Consider the following 12,959-nt stretch of genomic DNA (forward strand, 5'->3'; position numbering starts at 1 on the left):
CGTCAGGCGCCTTCCAGTACCTGCCGCAGCTTTCGGCCCAGCTCGTCGAGCGTGTACGGCTTGCCCAGCAGCGGTGCGTCCTCTTCCAGCGTGCCATTGTGGCGGGTGGCCGCGGGCGAGTAGCCGGTGGTGAACAACACTTTCAGACCCGGCCGGCGCCGGCGCGCTTCCGTGGCAAGCCGGCGTCCATCGGTTCCGGGCATGACCACGTCGGTGAACAGCAGCGCGATCTCCGGGTGCGTGTCGAGCATGTCCAGCGCAGCCTCGGCGCCGTCGGCCTGCAGTACTCGATAGCCCAGCTCGCGCAAGGCCTCGGCGTTGACCTGGCGTACTGCCGGCTCGTCGTCCACCAGCAGGATCAGCTCCTGCCGCCCGACCGGCAACGGCGGCGCGGAAATGCCCGCCTCCGGCGCATTCATCTTGCCGCTCATCCGCGGCAGGTACACCTTGACGCTGGTACCGCGACCGGGCTCCGAGTAGATCGTCACGTGGCCGCCGGACTGTCTCACGAAGCCATATACCTGGCTCAGGCCAAGCCCCGTGCCCTGCCCCGCCTGCTTGGTCGTGAAGAACGGATCGAACGCGCGCGCGGCCACCTCCGGCGCCATGCCGACGCCAGTGTCGCTTACCGTGATCGACACATACTCGCCCGCTTCCATGTCCGGGTGGCTGGCGGCATAGCGCCGGTCGAGCGTGGCGTTCGCCGTCTCGATGGCCAGCCGCCCGCCGCCCCGCATGGCATCGCGGGCGTTGACCGCAAGGTTGAGAACCACGTTCTCGAGCTGGTTCGCGTCGACCAGCGTCGGCCACAGCCCCTGCGCAAGCACGACTTCAAGGCGGATGTCCGCGCCGATCGCATGACGCAGCAGCTCGTACATGCCTGCCACCAGTGCGTTGGCGTCCAGCGGCTGCGGGTTGAGCGGTTGCTGGCGGGCGAAGGCGAGCAGGCGCTGGGTCAGCGTGGCTGCGCGATCGGCCGCCTCCATGGCGTTGTCCGCGTGCCGTCGTTCGGCGGATCCTTCCGGGAGGCGGCGCTTGAGCAGGTCGAGCGAGCCGATCACCACCGCCAGCATGTTGTTGAAATCGTGCGCGATGCCGCCGGTCAGGTGACCGACCGCTTCCATCTTCTGGCTCTGCCGCAATGCCGCCTCGGCCTTGGCCAGCGCCTGTGCCTGCTCCTTCTGCTCGGAGACGTCGCGACCACTGGCGTAGATCGTGTCCTCGTCCTGGCTGGCCACCCAGGAAATGCAGCGATAGCTGCCATCCCTGTGCCGCATGCGGTTCTCGAACGCGGGCCCCTTGGCCAGGTTGGCGAAGAATGGCCGCTCGCCCGCAGGACGGTCGTCCGGATGGACGAACTCGTAGGCCCGATGCCCGACCACGTCCGCCGCCTGCCAGCCCAGCACCGTGCTCCAGGCATCGCTGACCTGCAGGAAATAGCCATGCTCATCGACCACCGCCTGCAGGTCGCGCGAATGCTTCCAGGCACGATCGCGTTCGCGCGTGCGCGCCTCGACACGCTGTTCCAGCGTTTCATTGAGTTCGCGCAGGCGGTCCTCGGCAGCACGGCGCTCGTCGATCTCGCGCTGCGCCACGGCGTAGAGGTTGGCATTGTCGATGGCGATGGCCGCGTGCGCGGCGATGCCGACCATCAACCGCTCGTGCCGCAGCGAAAACCGTCCAGGCTCGGGATGGCCGAAGAAAAGCCCGCCCAATACCCGGCCCGAGCGTGAAACCACCGGCACGGCAAGGTAACTGCGCACCGGCGGATGGCCCGGTGGCAGGCCGTGGTAAGGCGGGCTCTTGCCATACCGGGGATCGAGTAGCACGTCATCGCAGCGGACCAGGCTCTCGCCGGCGAGCGTGGGCCGGAACAATACGCTGGTGCGCGGCATCGGATAACGGTCGAACGCATGCCGGTCGACGCCGGAGAGGGTATAGAGCAGCATGCTCTCGCCCGCCTCGTTGGTGGTGTTGTAGAAGAACGCGCCCATGCTGGCGCCGATGAGCGCGACGCCGGCATCGGTGACCGTCTGGACGATGCGTTCCAGCTCCAGTTCGCTGGCCACCGTCGAGCCGACGCGGTTGAGCGTTTCCAACGCCTGGCTCTCCTCGCGCAAGGCCTGCTCGGCCTGCACGCGCGCCGTGTCGTCGTGCATGGTGAGCACCGCGCCGAGCGGCCTGCCATCGCCGTCGAGAATCGGGCGCGCCGAGCCCTGCGCGATGACTTCGGTGCCGTCCGCGCGGCGGATCCGCCAGCGCGCATCAGCGACGACCTCGCCGTCCAGCACCGCGCGCGCCAGCGGCAGCCGTCCGGGCGCATACGGCTGGCCATCCTCGGTCAACAACTGGTAGGCGCTGGCATAGTCGCCCGGCCCGACGTCGAGCTGGCGAACTCCGTGCAGGCGCGCCGCGGCCTCGTTCACGTAGGTGATCCGCCCGGCCGTGTCGGTCAGGATCACGCCTTCGGCCAGCTGGCCCAGGATCGCCGCCTGCTCGGCCGCAAGCAGGGCACGCGAGAGGCCGCCGTGCGCGCCTTCAGCTTCGGTCACGGCAATTACCACCGCTGGTCAGCGCGGCATGCCGGGCCTGGCGGTGCTCCGCGGGCATGGTCGGAGGCATGGGCGCGAGTATCGGCCGGGCGCCGTGAAACGACCCTCAAACGGGCTGAATGGCCGGTTCAGTCTGGCAGAGCGCGCAGGCGCGCGGCCAGTTCGGCCAGCCGCAAATCTGCGCCGCCGCCTGGCGAGACACGCTCGGCCAGGCTGCGCTCCGGCGTGCGTCCCTCGCCTGCCGCGGCAGCGGCGGCAGCCGCAGCGCGATAGGCATCGCGGAAGGGCACACCCTGCGCCGCCTGCTCGATCGCCACGTCGGTGGCGTACATGGCCGGCTCGATCGCCGCGCGCATGGCCGGCTCGTTCCAGCGCAGGCGGCCGATCAGGTCGGGGACCAGTTCCAGCGCGGCCAGGCCGTGCGTCATGCCGTGGAACATCGAGCCCTTGGAAAATTGCAGGTCGCGCTGGTACCCCGAGGGCAGCGACAACAGCTGCTCGATCTCGCAACGCGCCGCCGCCACGGTCGCATAGCTGGCGCGCAACAGTTCCACCACATCCGGGTTGCGCTTGTTGGGCATGATCGAACTGCCGGTGGTGTACTCCGGCGGCAGGCTGACGAAGCCGAATTCGGCGGTAGTGAACAGGGACAGGTCCCAGGCCATCCGGCGCAAGTCCAGCAATGCGCTGGCCAGTGCTTCCAGCGCGGCCAGCTCGAACTTGCCGCGCGAGAGCTGGGCGTAGATCGGCGACGCCTGCATGCGCGAGAAGCCGAGCGCCTGGGTGGTATGCGCGCGATCGAGCGGCAGGTTCACGCCGTAGCCGGCCGCGGTGCCCAGCGGGTTGGCATCGATCCAGGCGAGGGTCTGCTGCGCGCGCAGCGCGTCGTCGATGAAGCCCTCGGCGAAACCGGCGAACCACATGGCGGTGGAGGACACCACCGCGCGCTGCAGGTGCGTATAGCCGGGCAGCGGAAGGGCCGGTTGCGCCGCGCGATCGAGGCACGCGGCCGCAATGGCGCGGCAGTGCGTCGCCAGCGCAGAGAGCTTTTCCTTCAGCCACAGCCGTGTGGCGACCAGGATCTGGTCGTTGCGGCTGCGCCCGGTGTGCACGCGCCGGCCCGCGTCGCCGAGGCGCTCGGTGAGCCGGGCCTCGATGGCCGAGTGGCCATCTTCGTAGCGCTCGTCCAGCACGAAGGTGCCGGAGCGGAAGTCCTCCGCCAACGCATCGAGCTCGCGCGCCAGCGAGGCGGCTTCGCCTGCCGCCACGATGCCGATGCGCGCGAGGCCCTCCACGTGCGCCTTGCTGGCGGTGATGTCGTGCAGGAAGAACTCGCGGTCGAGCAGCACGTCGTTGCCGGCGAGGAAACGCATGATGCGCGCGTCCACCTGCACGTCGGGCTTCTGCCACAGGAGATCGGTCATGGGTGGTGTCCTTGAACGCGGCTGGCGTTACGCGTGAACGGGCGGGCTTTGCTGCGGGATCGCCGTCGCTTCCGGCAGACCCAGCGCGCGGTTGATGTTTTGCATGGCCTGCGTCGCGGCGCCCTTGAGCAGGTTGTCCAGCGTCGCGACCACCACTACACGGCGCCCGTCCAGAGACATGGCAAAGCCGCCGACCTCCGCGTGATGCCGCCCGGCGATGCGGCTCACCCACGGCGCTTCCTCGACCACGCGCACCAGCGGCTCGGTGCCATAGGCATGGTGGAAGCGTGCCATGACCTCATCGCGCTTCATCGCGCGCGCAAGGTAGAGGTTGCAGGTGACGGTCAGGCCACGGAAGTGCGGCGCGACGTGCGGCATGAACTCGACCGGCACGCCCAGGTGCGCCGAGGTTTCGCGCTCGTGCATGTGGCCGGTGAGCGCATAGGGCATGAGGTTGTCGCGCAGCTTTTCCGGGTCGTTCTTGTCCGAAGGCGTGGTGCCAGCGCCCGAGTAGCCCGACACGCCGAAGCACACCGGCGGTGCGGCGAGCAGGTCCTTCAACGGGGCAACCGCCAGCTGGATCGCCGTGGCGTAGCAGCCCGGATTGCTGATTCGCCGCTGGCCTCGCCAGCGTTCGCGGGTCAGTTCCGGCAGGCCGTAGTACCAGCGTTCGTCGAAGCGGTAGTCGGCCGACAGGTCGACGATCAGCGGGTTCGCGCCGGCCTTGCCGAAGGCCTCCACGCAGGCACCGGCCTTGCCGTTGGGCAGGGCCAGGATCACCACGTCGGCGCCCAGCGCCGGCAGATCCTCGTGCGCAGGAGCGCTGTAGCGAAGCTCGCCGGCGTATTCGGCCACATGGGCGTCCACGCGCTGGCCGTCCAGTTCGCGCGAGGAAACATAGGCCAGCTCCAGCGCAGGATGATCTGCGATCAGGCGGATCAACTCGGCGCCGGTATGCCCGCGCGCGCCGACGATGCCAACGGTTTTCCTGTCCATCTCAGCCATGTGCCCGGCCCTCAAGCTGCATTGTCTTTCAAGGGGGATGCGTCGACCAGCGTGGGCACCCGCCGCGCGCAATGCGCCACGCAGCGTTCGATCAGGCCGAAGTCGTCGATGCCGTACCAGTACACCTTCCAGCGCGGCTGCTTGAGCGAGCCATCGCATTCGGCGTCGTAGAACGGATTGATGTTGTTGCCGTGGCGCGAGCGCCAGAACAGCCGAGGATGCTCCTCGCGCATCACCAGCCACACGGCGCGCCCCAGGCCTTCGCCCTGCGCCTCGTCGAGCACGGCGAACTTGTCCAGGTAGGCCACGCCCTCCTCCTGCGTCAGGATCATCGCGGCGCGGTAGTTCTCGCTCACGTAGATGCGGTGGGGCCGCGTGCGTTCGAAGTAGTCCGGTACCAGCTTGCGGCCGAAGCTCGACTCGATCAGATCACGCATGCGGCGCGGGTCTACCCCGTCCCAGGAATCGAACGTCAGCACTTTCTCGCCACGCCGCACCAGCGTGCCGGAGCCCTTGTGGGTGAACAGCTCCTTGGCCAGCTCGGCCGGCCGCGTGATCGAGATCGACGAGGTCAGCGGCAGGTCGGCCAGCAGGTCGGCGATCTGCTCGAGCTTGAGCCGCATGCCGCCATCGATCCAAGGCTGCGCCATCAGGTGCGCGTATTCCGTGGAAAGGTTGATCGAGTCGATCACCTGCCCTTGCGCGTCGAGCAGCCCGCCGGTACCGGTGAGGAAAACGATCTTGTACGGCTGCAGCACGCGTACCAGCTCGTTGGCTGCCACGTCCGCATTGATGTTGAGCAGCTGGCCTTCGGCAGTCTCGCCCAGGCTGGCGATCACCGGAATCGCATTGGCGCGCAGCGCCGCCTCGATCGGCGCGAGCTCGATGCCGGTGACCTTGCCGACCATGCCAAGGGCGTCACGGTCGAGGTATTCGGACGTAAAGACGCCCGCTGCCACCGACACGGCGCGCGTGTCCATCGCATGCAACGCGTCGACCAGGCGCAGGTTCTGCTGCTGGAAAACGCGGCGCACGATGCCAAGCGCCTGCGGGGTGGTCACGCGCAGGCCGCCGATGGTCTGCTTGGCAATGCCGGCAGCCGCCAGTTCCTGGTCCAGCTGCGGCCCGGCGCCGTGCAGCACGATCGGGGTGAGTCCCACCTGCTGCAGGAAGGTCAGCGACGAGGCCAGCGCCGGCAGGTCGTCGCGCAGCACCGCTCCGCCGACCTTGACCACGGCGAAGCGCTTGGCGTCGACCTGCGAGAAGCGCTTGAGATACTGCTGGATTTCCTTCGCGCTGCCCATCGCCGAGAGCAGGCGCACGATGGTCTGGCGGGTCTTGGAGTCTATGGTCATGGCTCAGATGGTTCGCGCAGCGACTGTTTGCCGGCAGGGCAAGGAAGGGAGAGGAAATGTATATCGATACATGACCGAGCGATGACGCAGGCCCTGTGGGCAAACAGCCCCTGCCCGAAGGGTTGCCTCGCAACGCGAATCATTCGAGCCGCGACCACAGACTTCCTCATGCGTTTCCACGGCTGGCGATCCGGTAGAGGTTGTTCGCGTAGTGCTGCAGTTGCTCGAGCGCGACCCATTCGTCTGCACTGTGCGCCTGGGCGATGTCGCCCGGACCGTAGACGAAGGCCGTGTAGCCGGCAGCGGAAAAAAGCGCGGCTTCGGTCCAGAAGTCCACGGCGTTGCCGACCGGCAGTTCGAGTTCGTCGGCCAGGTCGCGCGAGGCGAGGCGCCGCGCCTCCGCCGTGGCGGTGTCGCCCGCCGGCAACGAGGCACCTCGGAAGGTTTCCTCGAAGTGCGCCGGCCGAACCTCGCCCAGGCGGCGGAAACACGCCAGCAGGCCATCGGGGTCCATCGTCGGCAGCGGCCGGAAGCCGAAGCGCACTTCGGCTGCCGGCGCGATCACGTTGGCCTTGATGCCACCTTCCACCCGGCCGATGTTGAAGCGCAGGCCGGTCAGCCCGCCGAAACGCTCGTGCGACTGCGCGGCGACGAAATCCAGCGCCGTCGTACCCCAGCGCATAGCCTGGTGCAGTGCGCTGTCCGCGGGGCGCTGCTCGCCGGATGCATGGCCGGCGTGGCCGGCGAAGCGCATCAGCACCGACTGGATGCCGCGGTGCGCCAGCACCGCCTCGCCACGGGTGGGTTCGGCCACGATCACGGCGTCGTAGGAAGGTGCACCGACGACAAAGCCGGCGATGCAGCGCGCGTCGTTGGCCTCCTCGTCTGAGGAGAACAGCAGCGCCAGCGGACCCTCGGTCGCCTGCGCCACCGCCAGCAATGCCGCGGCGGCGCCCTTGATGTCGCAGGCACCCAGGCCGATCGCCCTGTCGCCGCTCACGCGCAGGACGTGCGGATCGGCGCTCCAGGCCGGCGAGTCGGGCACGGTGTCCACGTGCACGTTGAACAGCAGCCGTGGCTGGCCGCGCACGGCATGCAGGCTCACTGCGCCGTCGCCGTAGTCGGTCACCGTTAACTGGAAACCCGGCAATTGGGCGCGCAGGTAGTCGAAGATGCCGTCGGTGCCGATCACCCGCGGCGGGTTGCGCGTGTCGAAGGCGACCAGCGCGCGCAGGTGTTCCAGCGTGGCATCCAGCAAGGCGTTCATCGCGGGCTCCGGCCAGCTGCGTTCATTCCTTGGCGCCCCGGTTCACTTCTGCCCACAGCGTCGAACTCATGCCGAACAGCTTGATGAAGCCTTCGGCTTCCTCGACGCCCCAGTCGGCGGACTGCGCGTAGGTGGCGCCCTTGGCGTTGAGGATGCGGGGCGATTCGATTGCCACCGCATCGACGGTGCCACCATGCGTCTGCAACGTCACGACGCCACTGACGGTGGCCTGGCTGGAGGCCAGGAAGGCTTCCAGGTCGGTCTTCAGCGGATCGTGGAAGAAGCCCTCGTAGACCACCTCCACCCACTTGCGCGCCACCTCCGGCTTGAAGCGGTTCTGCTGCTTGGACAGCACTGACTCCTCCAGCGCGCGGTGCGCGGCAAGCAATGCGACGAGGCCGGGCGCCTCGAACACGATGCGGCCCTTCAGCCCGATCGTGGTATCGCCGGTGTACATGCCGCGGCCCACGCCGTAACGGGCGAACAGCGCGTTGAGCTTCGCCAGCAGCCGATGCCCCGGCAGGCGTTCGCCATCCAGGCTCACCGCCTCGCCGCGCTCGAAGCCGATCTTCACCGCCAGCGGTTCGGACGGCCATTCGTTGCGCGGCCTGCACCAGCCGCGGGCGCCCTCTCCCGGCGCCTGCCACCTGTCGATTTCGCCGCCGGACATGGTCACGCCCAGCAGGTTCTCGTTGATGGTGTAGGCCTGCTGCTTGGCGCGCACGCCGAAACCGCGCTCCTCCAGGTACTTCTGCTCGTAGGCGCGTGTCTGCGTGTGCTGCTTCTGGATTTCCCGGATCGGCGCGACGATGCGGTAGTCGCCCAGTGCCTTCACCGCCAGGTCGAAGCGCACTTGATCGTTGCCCATGCCGGTGCAGCCGTGCGCGATGGCGTTCGTGCCGAGCTCGGCGCAACGCTTGAGCGCCGCCTCGACGATCAGGTAGCGGTCGGACACCAGTAGCGGATACTGCCCCTGGTAAGCCTCACCCGCCCACACGAACGGCTTGACGAAGCCATTCCAGATCGCCGGACCACCGTCGACGGTGAGATGGCTGGCAACACCCAGTTCCCTGGCGCGGTGCTCGATGAAGGCACGTTCCTCGTCGTCCACGCCCCCGGTGTCGGCGAACACGGTGTGCACGTCCCAGCCCTGCTCTTTGAGGTAGGGCACGCAGAAGCTGGTGTCGAGGCCACCGGAAAAGGCGAGGACGATGTCTTGCTGGCTCATGGGTTGTCTCGTTCGGGGGGCGGCGTCAGGAGGCGAGCAGCGAGGCCATCACGGCCTTCTGCACATGCAGGCGGTTCTCGGCTTCATCGATGGCGATGCAGTACGGCGCATCCATCACGGCGTCGGTCGCCTTGACGTTGCGGCGCAACGGCAGGCAATGGCTGAACAGGCCGTGGTCAGTGAGCGCCATCTTGGCCTCGTCAACCATGAAATGCCGATGTGCTTCGCGAATGGGCTTTTCCTGTTCCCAGCGGCCGAAGTACGGCAGCGCGCCCCAGCTCTTGGCGTACACGACGTGGGCGCCGGCGTAGGCCTCCTCGATGTCGTGGCTGACCCTCAGCGAGCCGCCGTTGGCCTTGGCGTTCTGCCGCCCGGCTTCCATGTAGCGCTCGTCGAGCACGTACTCGGGCGTCGGGCACAGCAGGGTCACGTCCATGCCCAGCTTGGTGGCGATCAGCAGCGCCGAATTGGCCACCGCCGTGTTGAGCGGCTTGGGGTGGTAGGTCCAGGTCAATACGTACTTCCGGTTCTGCAGGTCGCCCAGGTGCTCCTTGAGTGCCAGCGCATGCGCCAGCTCCTGGCAGGGATGGGTGATCGTCTCCATGTTGATCACCGGCACGGTCGCGTAGCGGGCAAACGCCTTGATGACGCGATCCTCGCGATCGACCGACCAGTCCTGGAACTTCGGAAAGGCGCGCACGGCGATCAGGTCGACGTAGCGGCTGAGCACCCGCGCCACCTCGGCGATGTGTTCTTCCGCCTCCCCGTCCATCACGGTGCCGACCTCGAACTCGATCGGCCATGCGTCCTTGCCCGGCGCCAGCACGATCGCGTGGCCGCCGAGGTGGAAGGCGCCCAGCTCAAAGCTGGTGCGTGTGCGCATCGAAGGGTTGAAGAACAGCAGCGCGATGGACTTGCCGGCCAGTTGCTGGCCTCGCGGCGAACGCTTGAAAGCGGCGGCCTGTTCCAGCAAGGCGTCGATCTCGGCGCGGCTGTAGTCCTGGGTGGTGAGGAAGTGTCGTGGGGCCATGCGTTGGAAGCTCCTTTGGGGAGTGCGGCTATGGATGCCGCTTGTGCTTTGCGCAGATGATCTTGCGCACATGTGAACCGCTCCGGCGTTCGTGACGGGTTCCAAAAGCAAAAAACCCGGCGCGGTGGCCGGGTTTTTTCGTCGTTGCGCCTGAGGCGCGTGCAGCGACAGCCTACCCGGCCGGATGTCGGACCAGCGGTCGGCGCGCACGCGAGGTCATGCCAGCGGCCATACGGGCGCTGGTGAGCACGGTAGCGGTGTAGACGGCTGCGGACATGGGGTTTCCGGATAGGGAGCCGGCATCATGCCGGCAATCGTTTGGCGACGCAACAACTATTTTTGGACGTCCATACGAACGGACGTCCAAAACGAAACCGCCGCCCGGAGGCGGCCGTCGTTGCGGTCATTCGGCGGGGGCGACGCTCACCCGCACCCGCAGGCGCTCACCCGGATCGTAGTTCAGGCGCGAGACGTAGACGTCCCCGTGATAGCGGTACTCCACGTCGTAGCCCATCAGGCGGCGCTGCTCGCTCACCGAGCTGACCTGGCGGCAGCGGGTCACCGTGTCGTCGTACTCGCGCTCGCCGCGGCGCGCCACGCCATGGCCGACCGCGCCGCCGGCCACTGCGCCGGCAACGGTAGCTGCCTTGCGGCCATCGCCCTTGCCGACGGTGTTGCCGAGCACGCCGCCGATCACCGCACCCAGCACCGTGCCGGCCGTGGTGTTGCCGCCACCTTCGCGACGCACCACCGGTTCGTCGTAGCACTCCTGCTGGGGCACCTCGGTGCGGGCCACGCCGTACACCGGATCGACGCGCAACACGTCGGCCCAGCCGTAGTGGGTGTTGGCATCGTCGCCATCGGCGTAACGCCCGTCCTGCGCATGCACGCCACCGGCCGCGAGGAGCAACGCCAGGGCGGGGAGCAACATCTTGTTCATGGGACCTCCAGCATGGTCCGAAAAGCGCTTCTGCGCGGTTGTCATTGCAACAAATTCACGCTGAATCAACGCTTAGAGCGTCCGGAGGACGACCGGCGGCGCTGGGTCTGTTCAGGGGATTGTCGGGTTCCCCCTGGAGGAAGGCCGCTCATTTGCGAGTACCGCGAGCCTCGCCCCAACCCCCGGAAGGGAGAGGGAGCGCATGGTGCCTGTTAAGATGCGCGGCTTGGCCGCGCCACAGGCGATCCGATGTCGATTTCGCTCTACAACAGCCTGACCCGCCGCACCGACACCTTCGTGCCGCTCGATCCGGAGCGGGTGACCATGTACCTGTGCGGTCCGACCGTCTACAACTACGTGCATATCGGCAACGCGCGCGGCCCGGTGGTGTTCGATGTGCTGGTACGGCTGTTGCGGCGGCACTACCCGCGCGTGGTCTATGCACGCAACATCACCGACGTGGACGACAAGATCAACGCCGCGGCGCGCGGACAGGGCGTGGAGATCGGCGTGATCACGGGGCGCTTCACGCACGCCTATCGCGATGACATGGCCGCCCTGGGCATCGCCCCGCCGGACGTTGAACCGCATGCCACCGCGCACATCGGCGAGATCATCGCCATGATCGGGGCACTGATCGCCGGCGGCCATGCCTACGCGGCCGAGGGCCACGTGCTGTTCGACGTGGGCACGTACCCTGCATACGGGCAACTTTCCGGGCGCGATACCGACGAGCTGATCGCCGGCGCACGCATCGAGGTAGCGCCGTACAAGAAGAACCCGACCGACTTCGTGCTGTGGAAGCCCTCCACACCCGAGCTGCCCGGCTGGGACAGTCCGTGGGGCCGCGGCCGGCCCGGCTGGCACATCGAGTGCTCGGCAATGAGCGCGGCGCACCTGGGCAACACGATCGATATCCACGCTGGCGGGGTCGACCTCACCTTCCCGCACCACGAGAACGAAATCGCCCAATCCACCTGCGCGCATGGTGGCCAGGTGTTCGCCCGTTGGTGGTTGCACAACGGCATGCTCACCTTCGACGGACGCAAGATGTCCAAGTCGCTGGGCAACGTGCTGCTGGTGCACGAGTTGCTCAAGCGCCATCCGCCCGAAGCGCTGCGCCTGCTGCTACTGCGCGGCCACTACCGGCAGCCGCTGGATTGGTCGGATGCCGCATTGGCGCAGGCGGTGAGCACGCTGGACGGATGGTATCGCGTGTTGCGCGACCTGGCGCACGTGCCAGTGGAGGGCGAGCTGCCGGTGCCGCCGCGGGTCGAGGCGGCGCTGTGCGACGATCTCAACACGCCCCAGGCGCTGGCCGAACTTGCGCTGCTGGCCGACGCGGCGCGCCAGTCCGGCCAGGCCGGGGCCAAGGCCGCGCTGCTCGGCGGCGGCGCCCTGCTCGGCCTGCTGCAGCAGGATCCGGAGGCCTGGTTCAGGCGCGGCGACGACGCGGTCGATGCGGCGCGCATCGAGGCCCTGCTGGAAGAGCGCCGCACCGCCCGCGCCGCCCGCGACTTCGCCCGGGCTGACGCGATTCGCAACGAGCTGTCGGCGATGGGCGTGGTGATCGAGGACGGCGCGCAGGGCACGCGCTGGAGCATCCAGAAGAGTTGAGCCTGGCTGGGGCGCGCTTCAGCCCGCGATTTGCCGTACGCGCGATAATGCCCGCATGAATACCGCATCCCCCAGCGCCGAGCAGGCGCAACAGGACATCGCCGAGGAGTTCGCCTTCTTCGGCGACTGGTCCGAACGCTATCAATACCTAATCGACCTGGGCAGGCAACTGCCGCCCTTCCCGGAAGAATGCAAGACCGAGGAGCACCGCGTGCACGGCTGCCAGTCGATGGTATGGCTGGTGCCCAGCGGCGACGCGGCGAAGATGCATTTTGCCGCCACCAGCGACTCGGCCATCGTTTCTGGCCTGATCGCGCTGGTGCTGCGGGTCTACTCGGGTCGGCCCGCCGCCGAGATCGTCGCCACCGAACCGGAGTTTGTGCAGTCGATCGGCCTGGCTAAGCATCTTTCGCCGACGCGCTCCAACGGGTTGGCTGCGATGCTGGCCAAGCTCAAGGGATATGCGGCGCAGGCGCTGGCCTGACCCGCCCCTTCGCTGCCTGCATGGCAAGCTGGACGGAGTTCGCTGGGCCGACGCCAC

General features: G+C 67.9%; 10 protein-coding genes. 2 read left to right on the forward strand and 8 right to left on the reverse strand.

Going from position 1 to position 12,959, the window contains the following annotated elements; all coding sequences use genetic code 11:
• Positions 1-2 precede the first annotated feature (2 nt).
• From BMZ38_RS01180 to BMZ38_RS01215, 8 genes are all read right to left on the reverse strand, one after another.
• On the reverse strand, positions 3-2,552 hold the full coding sequence (locus BMZ38_RS01180) for a PAS domain S-box protein (protein WP_217638704.1): 2,550 nt from the start codon (positions 2,550-2,552) through the stop codon (positions 3-5).
• A gap of 128 nt (positions 2,553-2,680) precedes the next feature.
• Entirely contained in the window at positions 2,681-3,976 is a 1,296-nt protein-coding gene (gene argH / locus BMZ38_RS01185; RefSeq protein WP_091333138.1) for an argininosuccinate lyase, read from the reverse strand.
• 27 nt (positions 3,977-4,003) lie between these two features.
• Entirely contained in the window at positions 4,004-4,972 is a 969-nt protein-coding gene (gene argC / locus BMZ38_RS01190; protein ID WP_091333141.1) for an N-acetyl-gamma-glutamyl-phosphate reductase, read from the reverse strand.
• Positions 4,973-4,992: 20 nt separating this feature from the next.
• Positions 4,993-6,336 carry an acetylglutamate kinase gene (locus tag BMZ38_RS01195; RefSeq protein WP_091333144.1) on the reverse strand — a complete coding sequence of 448 codons (1,344 nt, stop codon included), beginning with the start codon at positions 6,334-6,336 and terminating at the stop codon, positions 4,993-4,995.
• Between the two features lie 166 nt (positions 6,337-6,502).
• Positions 6,503-7,603 (reverse strand): acetylornithine deacetylase, encoded by a 1,101-nt coding sequence (locus tag BMZ38_RS01200; protein ID WP_091333147.1) that lies wholly within the window; start codon positions 7,601-7,603, stop codon positions 6,503-6,505.
• A gap of 22 nt (positions 7,604-7,625) precedes the next feature.
• A complete protein-coding gene (locus BMZ38_RS01205; RefSeq protein WP_091333149.1) occupies positions 7,626-8,831 on the reverse strand; it encodes an argininosuccinate synthase in 1,206 nt (401 codons plus the stop codon).
• Between the two features lie 25 nt (positions 8,832-8,856).
• The gene (locus BMZ38_RS01210; RefSeq protein ID WP_091333152.1) at positions 8,857-9,861 is read right to left on the reverse strand and encodes an N-acetylornithine carbamoyltransferase; all 1,005 of its coding nucleotides are present in this window, start codon (positions 9,859-9,861) and stop codon (positions 8,857-8,859) included.
• 403 nt (positions 9,862-10,264) lie between these two features.
• Positions 10,265-10,801: a glycine zipper 2TM domain-containing protein gene (locus BMZ38_RS01215; RefSeq protein WP_091333154.1), complete on the reverse strand. Its 537-nt coding sequence runs from the start codon at positions 10,799-10,801 to the stop codon at positions 10,265-10,267.
• Between the two features lie 249 nt (positions 10,802-11,050).
• Here BMZ38_RS01215 and cysS point away from each other — a divergent pair, with 249 nt between their 5' ends.
• Together cysS and BMZ38_RS01225 are read left to right on the forward strand one after the other, a co-directional pair.
• Positions 11,051-12,418, forward strand: coding sequence for a cysteine--tRNA ligase (cysS, locus tag BMZ38_RS01220; RefSeq protein ID WP_091333156.1), 1,368 nt, complete (start codon positions 11,051-11,053; stop codon positions 12,416-12,418).
• A 55-nt stretch (positions 12,419-12,473) separates the two neighbouring features.
• Complete coding sequence (locus BMZ38_RS01225; RefSeq protein ID WP_091333159.1) at positions 12,474-12,902, forward strand: SufE family protein; 429 nt, start codon at positions 12,474-12,476, stop codon at positions 12,900-12,902.
• Positions 12,903-12,959 lie beyond the last annotated feature (57 nt).

This window comes from Frateuria terrea (genome assembly GCF_900115705.1).
In the GTDB taxonomy this organism is placed as follows: Bacteria; Pseudomonadota; Gammaproteobacteria; order Xanthomonadales; family Rhodanobacteraceae; genus Frateuria_A; species Frateuria_A terrea.

Bases quoted from the DNA above. Each gene is read 5' to 3' on its own strand.
- argH (WP_091333138.1), bottom strand. From the start codon at position 3,976: ATGACCGATCTCCTGTGGCAGAAGCCCGACGTGCAGGTGGACGCGCGC.
- argC (WP_091333141.1), bottom strand. From the start codon at position 4,972: ATGGACAGGAAAACCGTTGGCATCGTCGGCGCGCGCGGGCATACCGGC.
- BMZ38_RS01195 (WP_091333144.1), bottom strand. From the start codon at position 6,336: ATGACCATAGACTCCAAGACCCGCCAGACCATCGTGCGCCTGCTCTCG.
- BMZ38_RS01200 (WP_091333147.1), bottom strand. From the start codon at position 7,603: ATGAACGCCTTGCTGGATGCCACGCTGGAACACCTGCGCGCGCTGGTC.
- BMZ38_RS01205 (WP_091333149.1), bottom strand. From the start codon at position 8,831: ATGAGCCAGCAAGACATCGTCCTCGCCTTTTCCGGTGGCCTCGACACC.
- BMZ38_RS01210 (WP_091333152.1), bottom strand. From the start codon at position 9,861: ATGGCCCCACGACACTTCCTCACCACCCAGGACTACAGCCGCGCCGAG.
- BMZ38_RS01215 (WP_091333154.1), bottom strand. From the start codon at position 10,801: ATGAACAAGATGTTGCTCCCCGCCCTGGCGTTGCTCCTCGCGGCCGGT.
- cysS (WP_091333156.1), top strand. From the start codon at position 11,051: ATGTCGATTTCGCTCTACAACAGCCTGACCCGCCGCACCGACACCTTC.
- BMZ38_RS01225 (WP_091333159.1), top strand. From the start codon at position 12,474: ATGAATACCGCATCCCCCAGCGCCGAGCAGGCGCAACAGGACATCGCC.